General features: G+C 61.9%; 22 protein-coding genes. 11 read left to right on the plus strand and 11 right to left on the minus strand.

From position 1 onward, the window contains the following. The first annotated feature begins 3 nt into the window (after positions 1 to 3). The 3 genes from YUO_RS0116750 to hslU are packed head-to-tail and all read left to right on the plus strand — an operon-like array spanning position 4 to position 2,445. Positions 4 to 489 (plus strand): GNAT family N-acetyltransferase, encoded by a 486-nt coding sequence (locus YUO_RS0116750; protein WP_028348314.1) that lies wholly within the window; start codon positions 4 to 6, stop codon positions 487 to 489. After that, on the plus strand, positions 486 to 1,091 hold the full coding sequence (locus YUO_RS0116755; protein WP_035726906.1) for a DUF2585 domain-containing protein: 606 nt from the start codon (positions 486 to 488) through the stop codon (positions 1,089 to 1,091). The genes YUO_RS0116750 and YUO_RS0116755 overlap by 4 nt, the downstream gene beginning before the upstream one ends. Positions 1,092 to 1,143: 52 nt before the next feature. Further along, positions 1,144 to 2,445: an ATP-dependent protease ATPase subunit HslU gene (gene hslU, locus YUO_RS0116760; protein WP_028348316.1), complete on the plus strand. Its 1,302-nt coding sequence runs from the start codon at positions 1,144 to 1,146 to the stop codon at positions 2,443 to 2,445. A 103-nt stretch (positions 2,446 to 2,548) separates the two neighbouring features. Here the strand turns inward: hslU and YUO_RS0116765 are convergent, their stop codons facing one another. From YUO_RS0116765 to YUO_RS0116775, 3 genes are read right to left on the minus strand one after another with little or no spacing between them, the layout of a single operon-like run. Continuing rightward, the gene (locus YUO_RS0116765) at positions 2,549 to 3,145 is read right to left on the minus strand and encodes a Smr/MutS family protein (RefSeq protein WP_028348317.1); all 597 of its coding nucleotides are present in this window, start codon (positions 3,143 to 3,145) and stop codon (positions 2,549 to 2,551) included. Then, on the minus strand, positions 3,142 to 4,740 hold the full coding sequence (mltA, locus tag YUO_RS0116770) for a murein transglycosylase A (RefSeq protein WP_083754610.1): 1,599 nt from the start codon (positions 4,738 to 4,740) through the stop codon (positions 3,142 to 3,144). Before mltA ends, YUO_RS0116765 begins: the two co-directional genes overlap by 4 nt. After that, complete coding sequence (locus YUO_RS0116775) at positions 4,718 to 5,419, minus strand: Tim44/TimA family putative adaptor protein (protein WP_028348319.1); 702 nt, start codon at positions 5,417 to 5,419, stop codon at positions 4,718 to 4,720. The genes mltA and YUO_RS0116775 overlap by 23 nt, the downstream gene beginning before the upstream one ends. A 417-nt stretch (positions 5,420 to 5,836) precedes the next feature. Here YUO_RS0116775 and secB point away from each other — a divergent pair, with 417 nt between their 5' ends. After that, a complete protein-coding gene (secB, locus tag YUO_RS0116780) occupies positions 5,837 to 6,325 on the plus strand; it encodes a protein-export chaperone SecB (protein WP_028348320.1) in 489 nt (162 codons plus the stop codon). Between the two features lie 25 nt (positions 6,326 to 6,350). Here secB and dnaQ read toward each other — a convergent pair whose 3' ends face one another. From dnaQ to YUO_RS0116800, 4 genes are read right to left on the minus strand one after another with little or no spacing between them, the layout of a single operon-like run. Beyond that, positions 6,351 to 7,052 carry a DNA polymerase III subunit epsilon gene (gene dnaQ, locus YUO_RS0116785; RefSeq protein WP_028348321.1) on the minus strand — a complete coding sequence of 234 codons (702 nt, stop codon included), beginning with the start codon at positions 7,050 to 7,052 and terminating at the stop codon, positions 6,351 to 6,353. A 28-nt stretch (positions 7,053 to 7,080) separates the two neighbouring features. Next, positions 7,081 to 7,680, minus strand: a complete 600-nt coding sequence (gene coaE, locus YUO_RS0116790; RefSeq protein ID WP_028348322.1) for a dephospho-CoA kinase — start codon at positions 7,678 to 7,680, stop codon at positions 7,081 to 7,083. A gap of 27 nt (positions 7,681 to 7,707) precedes the next feature. Continuing rightward, positions 7,708 to 8,316, minus strand: coding sequence for a Maf family protein (locus YUO_RS0116795; protein ID WP_028348323.1), 609 nt, complete (start codon positions 8,314 to 8,316; stop codon positions 7,708 to 7,710). A 10-nt stretch (positions 8,317 to 8,326) separates the two neighbouring features. Continuing rightward, on the minus strand, positions 8,327 to 9,166 hold the full coding sequence (locus tag YUO_RS0116800) for a pyruvate, water dikinase regulatory protein (RefSeq protein ID WP_028348324.1): 840 nt from the start codon (positions 9,164 to 9,166) through the stop codon (positions 8,327 to 8,329). Positions 9,167 to 9,612: 446 nt separating this feature from the next. On the opposite strand from YUO_RS0116800, the gene hemJ reads away from it, so the two are divergent. The 7 genes from hemJ (at position 9,613) to YUO_RS0116835 (ending at position 18,010) form a co-directional block, all read left to right on the plus strand. Further along, positions 9,613 to 10,059: a protoporphyrinogen oxidase HemJ gene (gene hemJ, locus YUO_RS0116805; RefSeq protein WP_028348325.1), complete on the plus strand. Its 447-nt coding sequence runs from the start codon at positions 9,613 to 9,615 to the stop codon at positions 10,057 to 10,059. Between the two features lie 257 nt (positions 10,060 to 10,316). Next, the gene (rho, locus tag YUO_RS0116810; protein ID WP_028348326.1) at positions 10,317 to 11,582 is read left to right on the plus strand and encodes a transcription termination factor Rho; all 1,266 of its coding nucleotides are present in this window, start codon (positions 10,317 to 10,319) and stop codon (positions 11,580 to 11,582) included. Between the two features lie 323 nt (positions 11,583 to 11,905). Continuing rightward, positions 11,906 to 13,237: a tRNA uridine-5-carboxymethylaminomethyl(34) synthesis GTPase MnmE gene (mnmE, locus tag YUO_RS0116815; RefSeq protein ID WP_028348327.1), complete on the plus strand. Its 1,332-nt coding sequence runs from the start codon at positions 11,906 to 11,908 to the stop codon at positions 13,235 to 13,237. Between the two features lie 132 nt (positions 13,238 to 13,369). Next, positions 13,370 to 15,253, plus strand: a complete 1,884-nt coding sequence (gene mnmG, locus YUO_RS0116820; protein WP_028348328.1) for a tRNA uridine-5-carboxymethylaminomethyl(34) synthesis enzyme MnmG — start codon at positions 13,370 to 13,372, stop codon at positions 15,251 to 15,253. A 134-nt stretch (positions 15,254 to 15,387) separates the two neighbouring features. Further along, positions 15,388 to 16,086, plus strand: a complete 699-nt coding sequence (rsmG, locus tag YUO_RS0116825; RefSeq protein WP_028348329.1) for a 16S rRNA (guanine(527)-N(7))-methyltransferase RsmG — start codon at positions 15,388 to 15,390, stop codon at positions 16,084 to 16,086. Beyond that, positions 16,083 to 16,934 carry a ParA family protein gene (locus tag YUO_RS0116830; RefSeq protein WP_028348330.1) on the plus strand — a complete coding sequence of 284 codons (852 nt, stop codon included), beginning with the start codon at positions 16,083 to 16,085 and terminating at the stop codon, positions 16,932 to 16,934. Before rsmG ends, YUO_RS0116830 begins: the two co-directional genes overlap by 4 nt. A 191-nt stretch (positions 16,935 to 17,125) precedes the next feature. Further along, a complete protein-coding gene (locus tag YUO_RS0116835) occupies positions 17,126 to 18,010 on the plus strand; it encodes a ParB/RepB/Spo0J family partition protein (RefSeq protein WP_028348331.1) in 885 nt (294 codons plus the stop codon). Positions 18,011 to 18,128: 118 nt separating this feature from the next. Here the strand turns inward: YUO_RS0116835 and YUO_RS0116840 are convergent, their stop codons facing one another. From YUO_RS0116840 to leuS, 4 genes are read right to left on the minus strand one after another with little or no spacing between them, the layout of a single operon-like run. Beyond that, positions 18,129 to 18,485: a hypothetical protein gene (locus tag YUO_RS0116840; RefSeq protein ID WP_028348332.1), complete on the minus strand. Its 357-nt coding sequence runs from the start codon at positions 18,483 to 18,485 to the stop codon at positions 18,129 to 18,131. A 2-nt stretch (positions 18,486 to 18,487) separates the two neighbouring features. Beyond that, positions 18,488 to 19,516, minus strand: coding sequence for a DNA polymerase III subunit delta (holA, locus tag YUO_RS0116845; RefSeq protein WP_028348333.1), 1,029 nt, complete (start codon positions 19,514 to 19,516; stop codon positions 18,488 to 18,490). Positions 19,517 to 19,525: 9 nt separating this feature from the next. After that, entirely contained in the window at positions 19,526 to 20,077 is a 552-nt protein-coding gene (lptE, locus tag YUO_RS0116850; protein WP_028348334.1) for an LPS assembly lipoprotein LptE, read from the minus strand. Further along, positions 20,064 to 22,688 (minus strand): leucine--tRNA ligase, encoded by a 2,625-nt coding sequence (leuS, locus tag YUO_RS0116855; protein WP_028348335.1) that lies wholly within the window; start codon positions 22,686 to 22,688, stop codon positions 20,064 to 20,066. The genes lptE and leuS overlap by 14 nt, the downstream gene beginning before the upstream one ends. Positions 22,689 to 22,706: the final 18 nt, after the last annotated feature.

Here is a 22,706-nt window from a genome sequence, read left to right on the forward strand (position 1 = left end):
GTCATGGCGCCGGAATATGTCTTCCGCCCGATGACCGTGGCCGACCTGCCGTTGATCCGGCAGTGGCTCGCGCGGCCGCATGTGCGCGAATGGTGGGGCGACCCCTCTGAACAATATGAACTGGTCAGCGGCGATCTCGATGAACCGGCGATGGATCAGTTCATCGTCTCGGCGGGAAGTAACGATTTCGGCTACCTGCAGTGCTATGACCTGACGGCGTGGAATTCAGGCTTTGGCGAACATCCGCGCGGCACTCGCGGCATCGACCTCTTCATCGGCGAGCCGGACATGATCGGGCGCGGCCATGGTTCGGCGCTCATCAGGGCCTTCGTCGAGAACCGCTTGAAGCGCGGCGCGCCGCGCATTGTGACCGACCCAGATCCGGCCAATACGCGGGCCGTGCGGGCCTATGAGAAGGCGGGCTTTGAAAAAGTCGGTATGGTCGATACACCTGATGGCCCTGCTCTATTGATGGTCCGCAACGCATGACCTCCACCAACGGTATCGAGAAAGCTCCCGTCACGCTTTCGGGCCGACACTGGATATTAATCGCAGCCGGCATCCTCGCGGCGCAAGCTGCGATTCTGTACGGGATGGGACGCCTGCCGATCTGTGCCTGCGGCTACGTCAAGCTCTGGCACGGCGTCGTGCAGAGTTCGGAAAACTCCCAGCACATCGCCGACTGGTATTCGTTATCGCATATCCTGCACGGCTTCCTGTTCTACGGCGCGGCCTTCCTCGCGTTTCCGCGCCTGGCCTGGCAGGGTCGCCTGATGCTCGCCATCCTGGTCGAAGGCGGCTGGGAACTGGTTGAGAATTCCGACTGGATCATCAATCGCTACCGCGCTGGCACGATCTCGCTGGATTATTTCGGCGATACCATCGTCAATTCGATTTCCGATATGCTCTTCATGATCGGTGGCTTCCTGCTGGCGAGGAAACTTCCCGTGGCAGTCACCGTTGCTCTTGCGATGTTGTTCGAGCTGGTGATGACGCTTCACATTCGCGACAATCTGACGCTCAACATTATCATGCTGATTCACCCCTTCGAGGCGATCAAGCTGTGGCAGGGTGGCCCGCCGATCATTTAGCGGCCTCGTGCGCCGCTTGCTCTTGCAACATTGGACACCTACCTAGGGACCTATGACCGACTTTTCTCCCCGTGAAATCGTCTCCGAACTCGATCGCTTCATCGTCGGCCAGGCCGACGCCAAGCGCGCGGTATCGATCGCGCTGCGCAATCGCTGGCGACGGCTGAAGCTCACCGGCTCGCTTCGCGAAGAGGTGCTGCCGAAAAACATCCTGATGATCGGGCCGACCGGCGTCGGCAAGACCGAGATCGCGCGGCGGCTGGCAAAGCTCGCCGGCGCACCCTTCATCAAGGTCGAGGCCACGAAATTCACCGAGGTCGGCTATGTCGGCCGCGACGTCGAGCAGATCATCCGCGATCTCGTTGAGGTCGCGATCGTGCAGGTGCGCGAGCGCAAGCGCAAGGATGTGCAGGCTCGCGCGCAACTTGCCGCCGAGGAGCGCGTGCTGGACGCGCTGGTCGGACCGGCCTCCAGCCCGGCGACCCGCGATTCCTTCCGCAAGAAGCTGCGCGCCGGCGAGCTCAACGACAAAGAAATCGAGATCGAGACGCAATCCTCCGGCGGCATGCCGATGTTCGAGATTCCGGGGATGCCGGGCGCGCAGATGGGCGCGATCTCGATCGGCGACATTTTTGGCAAACTTGGAGGGCGAACCAAGACCCGCCGGCTCACGGTTGAAGGCTCGCACGAGATTCTCGTCAACGAAGAGTCCGACAAGCTGCTCGACAACGATCAGCTCGTGCTGGAAGCGATCGCGGCGGTCGAAAACAACGGCATCGTGTTCCTCGACGAGATCGACAAGATCTGCGTGCGCGAAAACCGCCTCGGCGGCGACGTTTCGCGGGAGGGCGTGCAGCGCGACCTGCTGCCGCTGATCGAAGGCACCACCGTCACGACCAAGCACGGCGCGGTCAAGACCGACCACATCCTGTTCATCGCCTCCGGCGCGTTTCATATTGCCAAGCCCTCGGATCTGCTGCCGGAACTGCAGGGCCGCCTGCCGATCCGCGTCGAGTTGGAGGCGTTGACCCGCGACGACATGCGCCGCATCCTGACCGAGCCGGAAGCGTCGCTGATCAAGCAATATGTCGCGCTGATGCAGACAGAGGGCGTGACGCTCGACATCACCGACGGTGCCATCGACGCGCTGGCTGATATCGCGGTCGCCGTCAACTCGACGGTCGAGAATATCGGCGCGCGGCGGCTGCAAACGGTGATGGAGCGGGTGCTCGACGAAATTTCATTCGCCGCGCCGGATCGTCATGGTGAGACCATCAAGATCGATGCCGAATACGTGCAGAACCACATCGGCGATCTCGCCAAGAACTCGGATCTGAGCCGGTTTATTTTGTAGCCGTCAACAGATTCTTGGTTTGACGCGTTTTCTTGACGCGAACCGGTGTCCACCCCGGATCAGGTCCGGGGCGAGCTTTCGCTTGAAAACGCTCTAAGCGAGATTAGGAACGCGCCCGTCGCACGCGCACGTATAGGGCACCCTCGCCGCCATGGCCGATATGGGCCTCCTCGAAGCCGACCACCAGCGCGCGGAATTCCGGTAGCCCGAGCCATTGCGGCACCTGACGGCGCAGCACGCCGCGCTCGGACTCAGCACCCACCTTGCCCTTGCCGGTGATGACGAGCACGAAGCTCAGCCCGTCATGATGGGCGCGCTGCAGGAAACCTAACAGCGCGCGATGCGCGCGCGTCTGCGTCATGCCATGCAGGTCGAGCCTTGCATCGATCTCCTTGCGACCACGCGACAGATGCGATCGCTCGCGACGGCCGATCGGCGCCAGCGGCGGTGGTTCCGGCTTTGAAGGCGCAACCATTCGCGGCGGCGCGACGTGCCTCGGTGAAGCGGCGGGTTTCGGAGCGATCTTGTGCTCGGTTTCCGCCGGAGCAGACGACGGCTTCGAGGCGCGGTGCCGCTTGCGCAAAGGCTTGACCTGCTTGGCGACGCTCTCCCACAGCGCGCGCTCCTCTTCGCTTAGGCTGCGCTTGCGGCGCGGCGGCTCCGGTAATTCAGGAATCAAACTCGACGACCGGCGTTTCATCGACGATGGCGATATCGGCGCAGGTGACGCGGCTGCGGCTTTGCCGAAACCGCTTCAACGTTCGGCCGCGGTTCTGGAAGCGGTATTGGCTCTGCTACGGCGGCCTGGACGGCCGGGGCCGGCGAGGGCCTGGTTGCAGACGATGTCGTCGCCTGCATCGCGGGCTTGGCGTTGGTCGCCGCCGTTACATCGGACGGCTTTCCGGCATTCTTCGGATCCTTGGACGGATCCTTCAACGGATCGGTTTGCGGGAACAGTCTTGCGATCGTCTCCGACGGTCGCTCGTCGGGCACCGGCATCTTGCGGCCACGCGCCACCGGATCAAGGCTCTTCGGCACCAGGATCACGAAGCGGGCATTGTGGCGGAGGCGGCCGGACACCTTGCCGGCGTCGAGGCCGGCGCCGAAGTAGAGATCGGCGCGCGCGGGGCCGACAATGGCGGAGCCGGTGTCCTGCGCAATCATCAGGCGGCGAAACGGTGTCTTCGATCGCTCCGATTCGATCGGCAGTTCGCCCTCGATGAAGAACGGCGTGCCATAGACGTGCAGGGATTTGTCGACCGCGATCGACCGGCCCGGCGTCAACGGCACGCCCTGGGCGCCGACCGCCTCGTCCTTGTCGGAAAGCTGCACCTCGCGGAAAAAGACGTACGACTTGTTCTGCCGCCGCAGCTCGTCGGCCTCATTGGGATTCTGTTCCATCCATTCCCGGATCTTCTGCATCGACATCTGATCCTTGGGGATGATGTTGCGTTCGATCAGGATGCGGCCGACCGGCGTATAGGGAAAACCATTATGCGCATCGTAATTGATGCGAACGGTCGAACCGTCGTCGAGGCTGACTCGCGCCGAGCCCTGGATCTGCGAGAACAGCAGGTCCGTCTGATCCTTCAGCCAGCAGATTTCGAGGCCCCGGCCGGCGATTGCGCCATCCTCGATCTCGGCGCGATCGTAATAGGGCACCAGCTTGCGGCGGCCGATCTTGCGGAACACCTGGCCCTTGTTAGGCAAGCCGGCCGAGCTCTGCGTGGTGCCCCGGACGAACAGGTTCGAGGGTCGGCGATAGACCGGTACCTTGTAGACCTCGTTCTCCGTCCGTGAGCCGTCGACGATGGGTTCGTAATAACCGGTAACAAAACCCTCGCCTTCACCAAGCCGCGAAATGCGCAAGGGAAGAAAGTGCTCCTCGAAGAAGGCCCTCGCCTTCACGCCATCTGATAGTTCGAGACCCTTGGCGATACGGCAGGGATCGCGGAGCGACATGCCGAGTGCCTTTGGATCGGCGGGCGGCTTTTGCTGCGCCGCTATCGGCCTGCAGCTCGTGCGAAATGCCTTGTAGGCGGCGAGATGATCGTCCTCGCGCCAGCCCGCGATCTCGGACCAGGCGACCGGCGCATACTGGCCGCCGCTAATTTGAAACGGGAATTCGAGTAGTGGGTATGGCAGGTGCCGGACAGGCAGCGGATGCGAAGGCTTTTGCGCGCGAGAATGGCGCACTGCCGCGGCATCCGATGGTGCGATCGAGCACGCCAAAGCGAGCACGCCCAGCGCAAGCCCCGCAAGGCTTCGCGTCTTAGCCCGCGCTTCCAGTGCCAACCAGCTTCCAGTTCGGATCGCGAGAGCTCGTGTCGCGGGCGAAAGTCCAGACATCGGTGATATCGGCGACCTTATCGGGGTTGCCATCGACAATGGCGCCGGTCTTGTCGCGTGTGACCGAAATCATCTGCGACACGAAGCGAACCGTCAGTTGCGCCGCGCGGTCGCGGGCTTCCGCATTCACCAGCTCGGCCTTGTCGATCGAAACAAACCGCGTTTCGGTTTTCTGCTCGTGCTTCTCGCGATCCTTGATCACGGCCTCGAAGCTCTCATAGACTTCGCTCGACAGGAGATCCTTCAGCGCCCGGCGGTCGCCATTGGCGAAGGCCAGCACGATCATCTCGTAGGCGCTGCGGGCGCCGGAGAGAAAGTGCCGCGGATCGAATGAGGAATCCTGGGCGGTGATGGCGTCGAGGCCTGCGGCGAGTGGCGTGCCCGGCTCGGCAATGCCTTTCCAACGATCAGCCGGCGCAACATCGGCATTCGGCGGCAGCGGCGTCTGGTCGATGACGGTACCCGGCATGGGAACGACGTTGTTGTCCTGCGAACGCTGCACGACGTTGGGAGCGGCGCGATCATAGGGCGGACGTTCGCTCCCGGTGCGCTGTCCGAGGACGCTGCGCAGGCGCAGGAAGATAAAGACCGCCAGCGCCAGGAAGATGATGGTATAAATATCCACGTCGTATTCGCTTTCTGGTTCCAGCGCCGGCAACGGGCCCGGCGGTCGAGCGTTCCCTGGTGAGAAAGATTTCCCTGAGAACGGCAGAGATTACATCATCGATCGAGACTGCAGCATGTAGGCATGAAACTGCGCCCGGCCAATGGCGCGTTTTGGCGCGGCTAATTATAGCGCGTTTTGGCGACGAGGGGAAACCCGATCATGGCCGGAAATCACGCACATTCAATTATTTAGGATACATTTTGCGCGGCTGGCGGGACGGTATTAGTGGTATCTGCCACAATTGGCGGCCGGGCTGGTCTGCGGCCGAACCGTCGTCCTTGTGGAATGAGCCGGGCCTATGATAGCCACTCGCCCGGAAAACGCATTCTCAGACGAACCCGGGCCGCGCTCGCGAGCGCTTCAGGAGAAATTTTCATGACCAACGGCAACGGCGCGCCTCCCGAACAGGCCCCTCCCCAGCTCAACGTGCTGGCCCAATACACCAAGGATCTGTCGTTCGAGAATCCGAACGCGCCCTCCTCGCTGGCGCCGCAACAGCAGCAGCCGGCGATCAACATCCAGATCAACGTTTCGGCGAACAATCTCGCGCAGAACGAGTTCGAAGTGACGCTCTCGATCGAGGGCAAGGCTGAAAATGCCAGCAAAGTGATGTTCAGTTTCGAACTCGCCTATGCGGGCGTGTTCCGCATCCTCAACGTGCCACAGGAACAGCTTCATCCGCTGGTCATGATCGAATGCCCGCGGCTGTTGTTCCCATTCGCGCGCGAGATCATCGCAACCGCGGTGCGCGACGGCGGCTTCCCGCCCTTGATGCTCGATCCCGTCGATTTTGTCGGCCTGTACCGCCAGAACATGGAACGACAGGCCGCGGCACAGGCCGCTTCGGGCGCCAAGCCGAGCTAAAGGCGAGCGGCGGCTTTTTGCCGCGCTAGACCGCTGCCGGAAGAAAATCGTTCCAGATCGGCTTGTCGCCCAAGGTGGCGATGAAGGCGCGATGGGCCTCGCGGTCCGCGTCGGTGATTCGCGGCGCCAGCGGTATTTCGCGCTGCCGGCGTGGCGTATCACCAATTCCGCTGGTAACCGTGATGCGGGTTTCCGACGCCAAGATCAGTTGCGACTGCCGCGCGCCAATCAGGTCGACATAGACCTCAGCCAAGAGCTCGGCGTCGAGCAGCGCGCCGTGCTTGGTGCGGCGGGAATTGTCGATCGCATAGCGCGAGCAGAGATCGTCGAGCCGGTTCGACACGCCAGGATGCTTGCGTCGCGCCAATAGCAGTGTGTCCACCAGTCGATCGCGCAGAATCGGCTGCCGCTTGACGCGGTCCAGCTCGGCATTGATGAAGCTGATGTCGAACGAAGCATTGTGGATGACGAGCGGCGCGTCGCCGATGAATTCCAGGAACTCTTCGACCACTTCGATGAACAGCGGCTTGCTGGCGAGGAACTCGGTCGACAGGCCGTGCACGGCAAAGGCTTCCGCCGGCATGTCGCGCTCGGGATTGATGTAGCGGTGGAATGTCTGTCCCGTCGGCATGCGGTTGAAGATCTCGATGCAGCCGATTTCGACCAGCCGATCGCCGCGCAGCGGATCGAGGCCGGTGGTTTCGGTATCGAGAACGATTTCGCGCATAGATGTGAAAGACCGAAGTTTCGACGAATCAGGTCCGCCGCTGCGGCATCTTAACAACCTCGGCCAGAATGTCGCGGATACGCGCGCGCACCGGCTCCAGCCCATGCGAGGTATCCACCACGAAATCCGCACGCTTGCGCTTTTCGGCATCGGGTAATTGCCGCGCCAGAATGGCGTCGAGAGCCTCTGATGTCATGGTGCCGCGCGCCAGAATACGCTCGCGCTGGGTTTTCGGATCGGTCGTGACCACGACCACCGCATCGACACGTTTCTCGCCGTCGGTTTCGAACAACAGCGGGATGTCCATCACGACAACCGGCGCGCCGGACCGCTCGGCCTCTTCGAGGAATTTCTGGCGGGACACGCCGAGCATTGGGTGAACGATCTGCTCGAGCTGCTTGATGGCAGCAGGGTCATGCACCACCTTGGCGGACAATCTGGCGCGATCGACCTTGCCGTCCACCGTCGTGCCGGGAAACGCGGCTTCTATCGCGGGCGCCGCCTCGCCTTCATAGATTTTGTGAACGGCTGCGTCGGCGTCGTAAACCGGCACGCCCGCCTCGGTGAACAGTTTTGCGGTGGTCGATTTCCCCATCCCGATCGAGCCGGTGAGTCCCAGGATCCGCATCAGATCGCCGTTGGCAAAGTAATGATTCTAGACATTGAGCAAACCCTCGCCGCGCAGGAACGCCAGTAGCGGCAACAGCGGCAGGCCGAGGATGGTGAAATGGTCGCCCTCGATCCGTTCGAACAAATGCACGCCTAGCCCTTCAAGCTGATAGGCACCGACACTGGTGGTGACTGCCTCTCCGGCCTGATCCAGATAAGCTTCGATCTCGCTCTCGCTCAAGCGCCGCATCGTCATTCTGGCAATGCTGACGTCGGAAAACACTAGCGTGCCGTCATGGGCAATCGCAACGGCGGAGTGCAGCTCGTGCGTCTGGCCTGCAAGCAGCCGTAATTGATCCGCGGCCTGTGCGCGGCCAGCCGGCTTGCTGAACAGCCGGCTTGCCAAAGCCAGCGTCTGATCGGCACCGACGACATAACGACCGGGATTTTTCGACGATACGAAACACGCTTTCTCGCGCGCCAGGAGGCCGGCGATTTCACCCGGCGCGGAAAGGCCTGATTTCTTCTGCACGGATCGTTCGTCGATATCGGCAGGAACGGCGTCGAAGGAAATGCCGGCATTGGCAAGCAGCATTTGCCGCGCGCGACTCTGCGAGGCGAGAATCAGCGGGTATTGTCCACGCCAAATGGTCATCTCGGCTGCGTCATTCCTGAAGCCGCTGCCGCTGGCGATCGGTGAACAATTTTAGCACCGCCGCCGCGGTTTCCTCGATCGAACGCCGTGTCACATCGAGCTGCGCCCAACTGAATCTGGCGCTCAGTTTTCGGGCAAAGGCTACTTCATCGGCCACTGCCTGACGATCGATGTAATCATCATTGGGGGTGTCGGCGCCCATGCTCAGCAAGCGATTTTGCCGGACCTGGATCAGCCGCTCCGGCGTCGCATGAAGGCTGACGACCAGTGGCTTTTTCAGCGCCTCCAGTTGGTGCGGCAGCGGAATGCCCGGAACCAGCGGCACGTTCGCGGTACGGACGCCGCGGTTGGCGAGATAGATCGAAGTCGGCGTCTTCGAGGTGCGGGATACGCCGACGAGAACGACATCCGCCTCTTCCAGGCCTTCGACGTGCTGTCCGTCGTCATGCATCATGGTGTAGTTCAGGGCGTCGATACGCTTGAAATATTCCGCGTTCAGAACGTGCTGGGCGCCTACCCTGCCCGTCGTCGCCGCGCCCAGATAGGCCTCGAACAACTGCATCACCGGTCCAATGATAGAGAGGCTCGGTATGTTGATGTTCCTGCACTTGGCTTCCAGCCGGGCGACCAGATCCTTTTCGAGCAATGTGAAGAGCACGATGCCCGGTGCTTCCTCGATCTCGTCGAGCACGCGGTCGAGCTGCTTCTGGCTGCGCACCAGCGGATAGACATGTTCGACTGCCGTCACGTTGGCGTATTGCGCGGCGACCGCGCGCGCCACCGTGATTAGCGTCTCGCCGGTCGAGTCCGAGACCAGATGAAGATGAAAATAGTTGCCGGTAGTGGGCACCAGAACCCCTGTGTATTCCTGTGAATCCTGTGGAGCATAACCGAGATGTCCGGCCCTGGATCGTCGCCTTCGGGATAACCCTTGGTTTCTTCACAGGGCCTCACGCGAGGACAAGTCCAACGCCTCGCGGCAATGATAGTGAGAAGATGTGGATTTGTCTCTTCATAAGCTGACCACAAAACATCGCAAGCGATTGATGCACGTGGTGTTATCAGGACGATCCGGTGTTCGGCCCGAATTGGTGATGAATGTGAACAAGCCTCGCAAAGAGACTGGACGGTTTTGTATGAGTCCAAATCACTGTCACTAAGACTCAAAACCTAAGATTCTAAAATTATTAGTTTAGGGAAGCGCTGCTTTGCGGATATGTCTTGCGTCCCACGCTGGCCGAGCTTCTTCGCAACGCTTGAGAAGATCGGAACGTTCGGGAGATCAGGGCGGCTGCAATGTACGAGTGGATCACGATCACGGCCTACCCGTGGATCAAGGCGCTGCACGTGATTGCCGTCATCTCGTGGATGGCCGGCATGCTCTATCTGCCGCGGCTGTTCGTCTACCATTGCGACGCCGAGGTCGGATCGAAGCAGTCCGAAACCTTCAAAGTGATGGAGTGGCGCCTGCTGAAGGTGATCATCAATCCCGCGATGATCATCACCTGGCTGGCCGGCATCTATATGGCCTGGAGCGGGCATTGGTACACTTCCGGCTGGTTTCACGCCAAACTGACGCTGGTGCTCATCCTGTCGGGTGTCCACGGCTTTTTTTCCCGCTGGGTTAAGGATTTCGCCGCCGACCGGAATACCAAAAGCCAGAAGTTCTATCGTATTATCAATGAGATACCAACCGTCTTGATGATCTTTATCGTTATCCTGGTGATCGTGAAGCCGTTCTAGGGCACCTTTTCGTGGGTCGGTCGGTTTCTGGCCTGCTTGCGAAGCGGCGGCCGATTTTCTATATTGTCGAAATCCCACCCCACGCAGGCGGATGTGGCTGCGTTCCGGCTCCTTCGTTGGACCGGCCGCCGCATCAGGTTTGAAGCCTCACCGGCGCTTTCCTTGCTTAGACCTGCGGACCTTCCATTTTTCGTGTCCGGCTTTCCCCAAAGCCAGCTTCGCACCCTTCTTAAAAGACACTCCACAGGACCATCCCAATGCGGGAAATGAAACTCCAAGACCTCAAATCGAAAACGCCGGCCGAGCTCGTTACGTTCGCCGAAGAGAGCGGGGTCGAGAACGCCAGCACCATGCGCAAGCAGGAGCTGATGTTCGCCATTCTCAAGCAGCTCGCGATTCAGGAAATCGACATTATCGGTGAAGGCGTCGTCGAGGTTCTCTCCGACGGCTTCGGTTTCCTGCGCTCGCCCGACGCCAACTACCTGCCCGGACCCGACGATATCTACGTCTCGCCCTCGCAGATCCGCCGCTTCGGACTCCGTACCGGCGACACCATCGAAGGCCACATCCGCAGCCCGAAAGAAGGCGAACGCTATTTCGCGCTGCTGAAAGTCAACACGCTCAATTTCGAAGATCCAGAAAAGTCCAAGCACAAAGTCAATTTCGATAATTTGACGCCGCTGTTTCCGGATCAGCGCTTCCGTCTCGAGCTCGAAGACCCGACGCGAAAAGACCTTTCTGCACGGGTGATTGATATCGTCGCCCCGATCGGCAAGGGCCAGCGCGCGCTGATCGTGGCGCCGCCGCGCACCGGCAAAACCGTGCTGATGCAGAACATTGCGCACTCCATCACGGCCAATCATCCGGAGTGCTATCTGATCGTGCTTCTGATCGACGAGCGTCCGGAAGAAGTGACGGACATGCAGCGCTCGGTAAAGGGCGAGGTGGTGTCGTCGACGTTCGACGAGCCGGCGGTGCGTCACGTTCAGGTCGCCGAAATGGTGATCGAGAAAGCCAAGCGCCTGGTCGAGCATGGCCGCGACGTCGTGATCCTCCTCGACTCGATTACGCGTCTTGGCCGCGCCTACAACACCGTGGTGCCGTCATCGGGCAAGGTCTTGACCGGCGGCGTTGACGCCAACGCGCTGCAGCGGCCGAAGCGATTCTTCGGCGCCGCGCGCAACATCGAGGAGGGCGGTTCGCTGACAATCATCGCCACCGCGCTCGTCGATACAGGCAGCCGAATGGACGAAGTCATCTTCGAAGAGTTCAAGGGCACCGGTAACTCCGAACTGATCCTCGACCGCAAGGTCTCGGACAAGCGGACCTTCCCGGCGATCGACATCTCGCGCTCCGGCACACGCAAGGAAGAGCTGATCACCGATCCGCAACTCCTGAAGAAGATGTATGTGCTGCGCCGGATCCTCAATCCGATGGGCACGATGGATGCGATCGACTTCCTGCTCGACAAGCTTCGCAACACCAAGAATAACGCCGAATTCTTCGACTCCATGAATACCTGAGCCGCCAGGCCAGGCTTAGGGGAGGGCGCTTCGCACCGCGGGGCGCCTTTTTCATGCTGCGGTCGCCGCTGCGGCGCCAATGCAGCACGGGAAATTACCGTTATTGATTGGTTAACTATTTAATATTGATTGGTTAACTATTTAAGATATTGAATTTAATACTCTTTATTCCGATCTGGAGATCAGGGCAGGGCGCCCCTCGCGATTTTGCAGCATCGCTGCTGCACCCTTCGCTCCAATAAGGGTCAGGAATGTTGGCCTGCATCCTCAGACCTCGTATCGAAACTGCGTTGCCTTTTCAGGACCTCCCGCACAAATAGGCTATGCATCCGCGGGACCAGACCATTTTTGCACTATCGTCGGGCCGGCCACCGAGCGCGATTGCCTTGGTGCGCGTCTCGGGTCCGCAGGCCGGGAAGCTCGTGACGGCGCTGGCTGGCAAATTGCCGTCGCCGCGAATGGCCACGCGGGCGCTCCTCCATGATGTCGGCCAGCGGCCGATCGACGATGCCGTGGTGTTGTGGTTTCCGAGTCCGGCCAGCGCGACCGGGGAAGACATCGCCGAATTTCATGTCCATGGCGGGCGTGCGGTGTTGGACGCGTTGTTCTCGGCGCTTTCTGCGTTCGAAAATGTGCGTCCGGCCGAGCCCGGTGAATTTACCCGACGCGCCTTCGAGAACGGCAAGCTCGACCTCACCGAAGCCGAAGGACTCGACGATCTCATCCATGCAGATACTGATCGGCAGCGGCGTCAGGCGCTGCGCCAATTGAAGGGGCTGCTTGGCGACCGAGCTCGCCACTGGCGTGCGCGGATCATCGAAGCGTCCGCCCTGATCGAGGCTGGGATCGATTTTTCGGACGAGGGCGACGTGCCGGCCGAATTGATCGCGCCGGCGTTGGCGAAAGTCGAAGTGCTGTTGGCTGAGATCGAGGACGTCTTGGCGGAGCAGGGGCGGAGTGAGCGGCTTCGCGATGGCCTCGTCGTTGCAATCGCCGGGCCGCCGAACGTCGGCAAGTCGACGCTGATGAATCAGCTCGCGCGCCGGGAGGTCGCGATCGTCTCGCCGCACGCCGGCACCACGCGTGATATCATCGAGGTGCAGCTCGATCTCGATGGCTATCCGGTGACCGTGATCGATACCGCTGGGATTCGTGAGACGGACGATCCAGTCGAGCAGGAGGGGGTTCGTCGCGCCAGAGCCCGGGCCGCGGATGCGGATCTCGTGCTGTGGCTCTCCGACTCGCCGGGGGCAGCGATCGACCACGATTGGGATGCGCCAGTGTGGAGCGTGCGAAATAAAATCGATCTCGAACAGATAGGTCGGCCATTGGCCGATGCGTCAGGGCAGGGCGGTTTTCAGATCTCGGCGAGCCGAGGCGATGGCTTGCCCGAGCTGATCGCGGCCCTGGTTGGTTTCGCGCAAAATTACTTTGGCGGAAGCGAGGCTGGCCTGATCGGCCGAACCCGGCAGCGCCTACTCTTGCAGGAGACCGCGGCCTCGTTACGGCGCTGCGTTCAGGTAGTCGGGCAGGGCGAGGAGCTGGCGGCGGAAGAATTGCGCACGGCAGCCCATTCGCTGGGGCGGCTCTTGGGGCGCGTCGATGTCGAGGACATTCTGGACGCCATCTTCCGGGAGTTCTGTGTGGGTAAGTGAGCCTTCCCTACCATCGTGTTTCACGTGAAACAGTTCCATGGACCTGGGATGTTTCACGTGAAACAGCCCGGCCTCGAACATCCAAACAATTCTTTCTTCCGCGTTTTCCAACTCCGCGATAGAAGTCGCGGCATGATTTTCCGAGCAGACTCCTTCGACGTCATTGTTATTGGCGGTGGCCACGCCGGCTGTGAGGCCGCGAGCGCGGCTGCGCGGATGGGTGCGAAGACGGCCCTGGTGACCCATCGTTTTGCGACCATCGGGGCGATGTCCTGCAATCCAGCTATCGGCGGTCTCGGCAAGGGTCATCTGGTCCGCGAAGTCGATGCTCTCGATGGCCTGATGGGCCGGGTGGCGGATGCCGGCGGGATCCAGTTTCGGATGTTGAACCGCCGCAAGGGTCCGGCCGTCCGCGGACCGCGTGCCCAGGCAGATCGCAGGCTTTATGCTGCGGCCATGCAGACGGCGATCCGGGAGACCGCTAATCTCAGCGTGATCGAAGGTGAGGCGGACGAGCTGATCGTCTCGAACGACCGGGTCGCTGGAATCCGCTTGATCGAGGGAAGGCTACTTTCAGCGGGCGCGGTGGTCATAACGACTGGGACCTTTTTGCGCGGTCTCATCCATCTCGGAGAAAAGAACTGGCCGGCGGGCAGGGTCGGCGAGGCGCCTGCGATGGGGCTGTCGGCCTCGTTCGAGCGCGCCGGCTTTACGCTTGGACGGCTGAAGACCGGCACGCCGCCGCGGCTCGATGGCACGACCATCGCCTGGGCCGCCGTTGAAATGCAGCCCGGCGACGATCCGCCTGAGCCGTTCTCGGTTATGACCGATCGGATCACGATGCCGCAGATCCAGTGCGGGATCACTCGGACGACCCCGGCGACCCACGAGGTGATCCGGGCCAATGTGCATCGCTCGCCAATGTATTCCGGGCAGATCAAGAGCAGCGGCCCGCGCTATTGTCCCTCAATCGAGGACAAGATTGTTCGGTTCGGCGATCGCGATGGCCACCAGATCTTCCTGGAGCCGGAGGGGCTCGACGACTCCACCGTCTACCCCAACGGCATCTCGACCTCGCTGCCGGAGGAAGTCCAGCTCGCGATCCTCGGGACCATCCCGGGGCTCGAACGGGTGAAGATGGTTCGGCCGGGCTATGCCATCGAATACGATCACGTCGATCCGCGTGAGCTGGAGCCGACCCTACAGACCAAGCGCCTGCCAGGTCTTTTCCTGGCCGGGCAGATCAACGGCACGACCGGCTACGAAGAGGCCGCGGCCCAGGGAATCGTTGCCGGCTTGAACGCTGCATTGATGGCGGGTGACGCCGACCCGATCGTGCTCGATCGCGCTGACGGCTATCTCGGGGTGATGATCGACGACCTCGTGACCCGCGGGATCACCGAGCCATATCGGATGTTCACCTCGCGGGCCGAGTACCGCCTGACGCTCCGAGCCGACAACGCCGACCAGCGCCTGACCGACAAGGGCATTGCCTTGGGCTGCGTAGGACAGGCGCGATCGCAGCGGCATCGCGGCAAGATGGCAGCGTTGGATGCTGCCAAGGCTTTGGCCAAGTCGCTGACGATCACTCCGAACGAAGCTGCCAGGCATGGCCTTGCGCTCAACCGGGACGGCCATCGGCGCTCAGCGTTTGAGTTGCTTGCCTATCCGGAGATCGAGTGGACTGCCCTGCGCAGCATATGGCCGGAGCTCTCGGCCATCGATCCGTCGATCGCCGTGCATCTTGAGATCGACGCCAAATACGATGTCTATCTCAAGCGCCAGACCGCCGACGTCGATGCCTTTCGGCGCGACGAGGGTTTGGTCCTGACCGATATCGACTATGCCGATGTGCCCGGACTTTCCAACGAAGCGCGCGCCAAGCTTGTAGCGGCGCGGCCGCGGACAGTGGGGCAGGCGGGTCGGCTCGACGGTTTGACGCCCGCGGCGCTGGGCATTCTGGCGGCCTACCTGCGCCGAGAAGCGCGGCGGAAGAACGCGAAGGCGAGCGCTTGAGAATCTGTTTCACGTGAAACAAGAATGTAGGAATGGGTGGAGCGAAGCGATACCCATCCTCGGATGCTCCGGCGATCGGATGGTATCGCTTCGCTCCACCCTTCCTTACGATTGCTGCGTACAGCGAGACCAACATGGCGAAGGCCGCCGCTCTCAGTCTCTCTCAAATCCTGCCCTCCGATAAAGCCGCAGCCTTGGCCCTCACCCCCGTTTCACGTGAAACGGAGAAGCGGCTGAATCTCTATGTCGACCTCCTCATCGAATGGCAGACCAAAACGAATCTTGTGGCACCATCGACGCTTCCGAATCTGTGGACTCGCCACATCTCCGATTCGCTGCAACTCCTCGACCTGGCGCCGTCGGCGAAAATCTGGGTCGATCTCGGCAGCGGTGGAGGCTTCCCCGGCGTGGTGCTCGCTTGCGCATTGGCGGAGACGCCGGGCGCCAACGTCCATTTGGTCGAGCGCAACGCCAAAAAGGCAGCCTTTTTGCGCGAGGCGGTCCGCGTAACTTCTGCGGCCGCAACCGTGCATTTGGCGGGAATCGGGGATATTGTGGATAGAATCGGTAGCCACGTCGATTGCGTCACTGCGCGGGCGCTGGCTCCGTTACATCAGCTTGTCGGTTTCGCGGAACCGTTTGTGAGTAGTGGCGCGAAGGCGCTGTTTCTCAAGGGTCAAGATGTAGAGGCTGAATTGACCGAGGCCACCAAATATTGGAGTATTGAACCGCGACTCCATTCCAGCCGAACGGGCGGGCACGGCTGGATCGTCGAACTCGATCGGATCGAGCGGCGTAACCCCTCCGCGATCACACATGGCGATCGGGCATGACCGAATTAGATGAATTATATCAAGAGGATAGGGAACCAACTCCGCCGCCTCATCCACGCATCCTGTCGCTCGCCAACCAGAAGGGTGGCGTCGGCAAGACTACCACAGCGATCAATCTTGGCACCGCGCTCGCCGCGATTGGCGAGCGGGTGCTGATCGTCGATCTCGATCCGCAGGGCAACGCTTCGACAGGCCTTGGCATCGATCGCCGCAACCGCAGCTGCTCGACCTACGACGTGCTGATCGGTGAAGCGCCGCTGCGCGACGCGGTGGTTGCCACCGCGGTGCCGCGGCTGCACATCGCGTCCTCGACGATGGATCTGTCGGGCCTCGAGCTCGAACTCGGCACCACGCCTGGCCGCGCGTTCCGCCTGCGCGATGCGATCGCGGCGTTGAACAAGAACGCGGCGCCCGACACCGACTACACCTATGTGCTGATCGATTGTCCGCCGTCGCTCAATCTTCTCACCGTCAACGCGATGGCAGCATCGGACGCGATCCTGGTGCCATTGCAGTGCGAGTTTTTCGCGCTCGAAGGTCTGTCGCAATTGCTGCAGACGGTGGAGCAGGTGCGCTCGACACTCAATCCGAACCTGTCGATCCACGGCATCGTGCTGACGATGTTCGACTCGCGCAACAACCTGTCGAACCAGGTGGTCGCCGACGTCAGGCAGTTCATGGGCTCCAAGGTTTACGACACCATGATCCCGCGCAACGTCCGCATCTCCGAGGCGCCGTCCTACGGCAAGCCGGTGCTGGTCTACGATCTCAAATGCGTCGGCAGTGAAGCGTATCTGAAGCTTGCGACGGAAGTGATCCAGCGCGAGCGCGAGCTGCGGACGCATTAGAGGGAATGTAGGATGGGTTGAGCGCAGCGATACCCATCAAGGCGCGCGATGAAGGTGATGGGTTTCGCTTCGCTCTACCCATCCTACGCGCGCCGTCGCGAAAGCTGGTGGGCACGCTTCGCTTTGCCCACCCTACTGGCAATCGAATTCTGTAGTGGAGTAGCCAAGTGAATCCTAGGGAGTTGGCGGCGATGGCCGACGAAACGCGTTCGCGACTGGGTCGTGGTCTCGCAAGTCTGATCGGGGACGTCGGCGGCGAGGCCGCGCATGTCGAACGGCCGCGCAACCAGCGCAAGGTACCGATCGAATTTCTAAAACCAAATCCGCGCAACCCGCGCCGGACATTTTCCGATGCCGAACTGGGCGAGCTCGCCTCCTCCGTCAAGCAGCACGGCGTGATCCAGCCGATCGTGGTGCGGCCGGTGAAAGGCGCGCAGGACCGCTATGAGATCATCGCTGGCGAACGGCGCTGGCGGGCGGCGCAGCTCGCCAGCTTGCACGAGGTGCCGATCGTTCCCATCGATGTCAGCGACAGCGACGCACTCGAGATCATGATCATCGAGAACGTGCAGCGCGAAGACCTCAACGCGATGGAAGAGGCGCAAGGTTATCACGCGCTGGCCGACGAATTCAAACGAAGCCAGGAAGACATCGCCAAGGAAGTCGGCAAGAGCCGCAGCCACGTCGCCAACATGATGCGGCTGACAAAGCTGCCGGCGGAGGTGCAGGCCCTTATCGCGAGCGGCGAATTGTCCGCGGGACACGCCCGCGCGCTGATCAGCGTGCCCGATCCGCTGGCGGCCGCCAAGCGCATCGTCGCCGAAGGCCTCAACGTCCGTCAGACCGAGGCGCTTGCCCACGAAGAGGGCGTGCCGGAGCGCAAGCCGCAGAAGGCGCGCAGCGGCGGCGGCAAGACAAAGGATCCCGACACCATCGCGCTGGAGAAACGCGTCAGCGACGCGCTCGGCCTCAAAGTGACCGTCAACCACCGCGATCCCGGCGGCACAGTCCAGATCAGCTATCGCAACCTCGAACAACTCGACGAGGTGATGCGGCGGCTGGAGAAGGGGAATTGATCTAACGGGCTTCTCCAGGTCATTGCGAGCGGAGCGAAGCAATCCATTTCACGGCTTGTGGAGACGTGGATTGCTTCGTCGCTGTCACTCCTCGCAATGACGGTCGTAGCTACCAGCCTCAGCGAAACTCGGCGACGACCTTGATCTCGCCGACGATGGCTTCGTTGAAGGCCGTCATTTCATCGGCGGGAATCCAGTATTCCGAATGCGCGGAGCCGCCGGCTTTATGAACGTCATATTTTTCCAGAAAGTCCCGCTTGACCTCGAAGCGGGTGACATAGCCGGAACCGCTGGCGGGCACGTTCCAGTCGCGGGCAATCTTCACGGCGTATTCTTCCGACAGCACGGGATAAAAGATCGGCTGGTCCGGTAGCCGCGGCGGGAAGGCGCGCATTCCGCTTTTCCGGATCAATTCCAGCTCAACCGGTCCCACTGGGCGCCAAAGGGTCACGACGTCTCCCGCCTCGGCCGGCATCGCTACCCCCGCCGCTTCGCATTCGCCGCAATCGACAGCAGCGTGCGTAGCGCGATGGCTGACGCCAGCGAGGCCTGCTTGCGCATGTCGAGCGCGGCGGTTCCGAGCTGATCGATAATGGTCGCGAGCCGCGCCGCGCTGAAATTGCGCAGCGCGATTTCGACGGCGCCCTTTCGCGAAAAGTGCAGGCGCGGATAGCCGCCCTCGAGCAAGGTGGAGACGGGCGTTCCGTCAGCAACCGCAAGCGCCGATTTGTGCAGCCACGCGGCTTGACGCTGCGCGGCCGAGATGATCACGCCGGGATAGGTGCCGGCGACCATCGCCTTGGCGAATTCGCTTTCGACCAAATCCGGCTTACCGGCAAACGCGCCATCGATGATCGGATCGAGCTTTAGCTCGGACGCATCGGAGACGACGGTCATGACGTCGTCGAGCGCAATCTCGCCTTTACCATGGGCATAGAGCGCGAGCTTGCGGAGTTCGTTGCGCGAGGCCTGGCGGTCGCCGCCAAGCAGCGACATCAGCACGGCGCGGGCATCCGCGGCGATGCGCAAATTGGGAGTCCGTAGTTCCTCGTCGATCAATCGAGCAAGGTCGCGCTCGGTGTCGGGATAGCAGGCGATGGCGACTGCGCTCTTGGCGCGCTCGCAGGCCTTGCGCAGCGGCGACTCGGGCCGCAACTCGCCGGCTTCGATCACGATGCGGCAATCCTTGATCGGCGAATCAGCCAGCGTATCGACGCCGCTGGCAAAACTGCGCGAGCCGGTGCGCACACGAATGGCACGCCGGCCGCCGAACATCGGGATCGTCATCGCCTCGTCGACCAGCCGCGACGGCTCGGCCGCCAACTCGTCGCCGTCGAGCCGCACCAGCGAAAACGGATCATTGGGATCGTCGACCGCCGACGCGATCAGCGCGTCGGCGCGCTCGCGCACGAGACCGGCGTCGGGGCCGTACAGCAGGATGATAGGGCGGCCGGCATCAGGCCGGGCGAGAAAAGCGTCGATCTCTTTTCCGCGGAGCGCGACCACGACGGAACATCAGGTGCCGGCGTAGAAGTAGGACGCGAGCCTGGTCTGGATATTTTCCGCGATCTCGTTGGCGGCGCGGTCCTCGGCGTCGCGGAAGGCGCGGGCGCGGGCGAAGCGCTGCAACTGGCCGGGGACGTCATAGGACACGCGGGAGAACGTGGTGCCCGTCATGACCGACTTGTTGGTGGCGAGGTCGATGAGATTGTATTGCGCGTCGATGCCGTAGTTTTCGCTCGACGGCAGGGCGGTGGCCGGATCGAGAATCAACGAAGAGCGGGTGGTGTTGAACCGCAGCACCAGCCGATGGGTCGGCGGCATGCCGGTAGCGTTGCCGTAGAGCTTGAACGCCAGCGCGTTGCGGATCTCGACCTGAATTCGGGCTTCCCGCGAGGCGTTGTTCTTGTCGACCGGCGGGATTTCTACGCCCATCAGCTTTTCGCGCAAGCCGGGCCTGCCGTCGGTACGTTCGGCATACATCGGCTGGAAACAGCCGGCCGTGAGCGCCGCCAGAGCGGCGACGGCGATCAGCCGAACGGCGATCCGGGTCCTAGCCAACGACATTCACGATCCTCATGGGAACTACGATTACCTTGCGGACGGTCTTGCCGCCTAGGGCGAGTTTTACCGCATCGAGCGCCAAAACGGCAGCCTCAATTTCCGGATTTTGGGCGACCCGTGGCACGGTAACATCACCCCGCTTCTTGCCATTAACCTGGACCACCAGCGTCACAGTGTCTTCAATCAGCAGATCGCGTTCGATTTGCGGCCAGTTGGCCTCCGAAGTCAGCCCGGACTGCCCCAGAACCTGCCAGCACTCCTCGGCCAGATGCGGCATCATCGGGGAGAACAATTGAACCAGGATGATTGCCGCCTCCCGGACGGACCAAGCCAGATCCGGCGCCGGCTTCTCCTCACGGCCCAGCACCTCGGCCAGCGCATTGGTGAATTCACGGATATGAGCGAGGCAGACATTGAAATGCAGCCGTTCGATACCGGACGACACCTTGTCCAGCGCGCCATGGGCCGCCTTGCGCAAGCCAAGCGCATCCGCCCCGAACGAAGCCGGCCGCGCGGCCGGGGCCACCTTGGCGATTTCGGCGGATTCGTTGACCAGTCGCCAGAGCCGCTGCACGAAGCGTGAGGCACCCTGCACGCGCTCGTCGCTCCAGATCACGTCGCGATCGGGCGGGGAGTCCGACAGCATGAACCAGCGGGCGACGTCGGCGCCGTAGGTCGCGATGATATCGTCGGGGTCGACTGTGTTCTTTTTCGACTTCGACATCTTTTCGATCGCGCCGATCGTGACCTCTTCGCCGCTGTCGAGCAGCGTGGCACGGCGGCCATTGCCGCCGGTCTCGACCTTCACCTCGGCCGGCGTCACATAGGAGCCGTCGGCTTTTTGGTAGGTCTCGTGCACGACCATCCCTTGCGTGAACATGCCGGCGAACGGCTCGTCCATGCCGATGTGGCCGGTCGCCTTCATCGCGCGGGCGAAGAAGCGGCTATAGAGCAGATGCAGGATCGCGTGCTCGACGCCGCCGATATACTGGTCGACCGGCATCATCCGGTTGGCGACATCGGGCGTGGTCGGCGCCTTCTCGTTCCAGGGATCGGTGAAGCGCGCAAAATACCAGGACGAATCCACGAAGGTGTCCATGGTGTCGGTTTCGCGCTGGGCCTTGCCGCCGCATTTGGGGCAGGTGACGTGCTTCCAGGTCGGATGATGGTCGAGCGCGTTGCCCGGTCTGTCGAAGGTCGCATCCTCAGGCAGCGTCACCGGTAGCTGATCGTCCGGCACCGGCACCACGTCACATTTCGGGCAATGGATCACCGGGATCGGGCAGCCCCAGTAGCGCTGCCGCGAAATGCCCCAGTCGCGCAGTCGGAAATTCACCTTGCGCTCGCCGACCGGCGCATTGCCGCGAACTTCTGCTTCCAGCCGCTTCGCCACCTCTTCCTTCGCCTGCTCGATGGTCATCCCATCGAGGAAGCGAGAATTGATCATGCGGCCCTCGCCGTCATAGGCGGTATCGCTGACAACAAAGGTTTTTGGGTCCTGGCCTTCGGGACAGACCACCGGTGTGTTGCCGAGCCCGTATTTGTTGACGAAATCGAGGTCGCGCTGGTCATGCGCCGGGCAGCCGAAGATCGCGCCCGTGCCGTATTCCATCAGCACGAAGTTGGCGACGTAAACCGGCAGCTTCCAGGTCGGATCGAACGGATGGACCGCGCGGATGCCGGTGTCAAAACCCTGCTTCTCGGCGGTATCGATGATTTCCTGCGCGGTGCCGATCCGTTTGACCTCGGCAATGAATTCCGCAAGCTTCGGGTTCTTCGCAGCCGCAGCCTGCGCCAGCGGATGGTCCGCTGCAATCGCCATGAATTTCGCGCCGAACAGCGTGTCATGTCGCGTGGTGAAGACTTTCAGCTCGGATTCGCCCGTCGGCGTTGTGGCCGGATCGAGCGCGAAACGCACCAGCATGCCTTCGCTGCGGCCGATCCAGTTGCGCTGCATCAGCCGGACCTTGTCCGGCCAGCGATCCAGCCCATCCAGCGCGTCCAGCAGTTCCTGCGAGTACTTCGTGATCTTGAAGACCCACTGGTTCATTTCGCGCTGCTCGACGACGGCGCCGGAGCGCCAGCCGCGGCCGTCGATCACCTGCTCGTTGGCGAGCACGGTCATGTCGACCGGATCCCAGTTGATCTTGCGCTTCTCGCGCTCGGCCAGTCCTGCGCGCAAGAAGTCCAGAAACATCTTCTGCTGATGCTTGTAATAGGCGGGATCGCAGGTTGCGAATTCGCGCGACCAGTCGAGCGACAGCCCGATCGACCGCAACTGCTTCTTCATCGCGGCGATATTGTCGTAGGTCCAGGCCTTGGGCGCGACCTTGCGCTCGATCGCGGCATTCTCGGCCGGCAGCCCGAAGGCGTCCCAGCCCATCGGGTGCAGCACGTTGAAACCCTTGGCGCGCATGAACCGCGCCAGCACGTCGCCCAACGTGTAGTTCCGGACATGCCCGATATGGATGCGCCCGGACGGGTAGGGGAACATCTCGAGCACGTAGTATTTCGGCCGCGGATCGTCGTTTTTCGAGGCGAAGATCGCCTTTTCGTCCCACTGGCGTTGCCAGCGCGGCTCGGAATCACGGGCGTTGTAACGTTCGGAGGTCATGGAATCGCAGGCTTTTTG

It is taken from the genome of Bradyrhizobium murdochi (genome assembly GCF_000472965.1).
GTDB lineage: Bacteria > Pseudomonadota > Alphaproteobacteria > Rhizobiales > Xanthobacteraceae > Bradyrhizobium > Bradyrhizobium murdochi.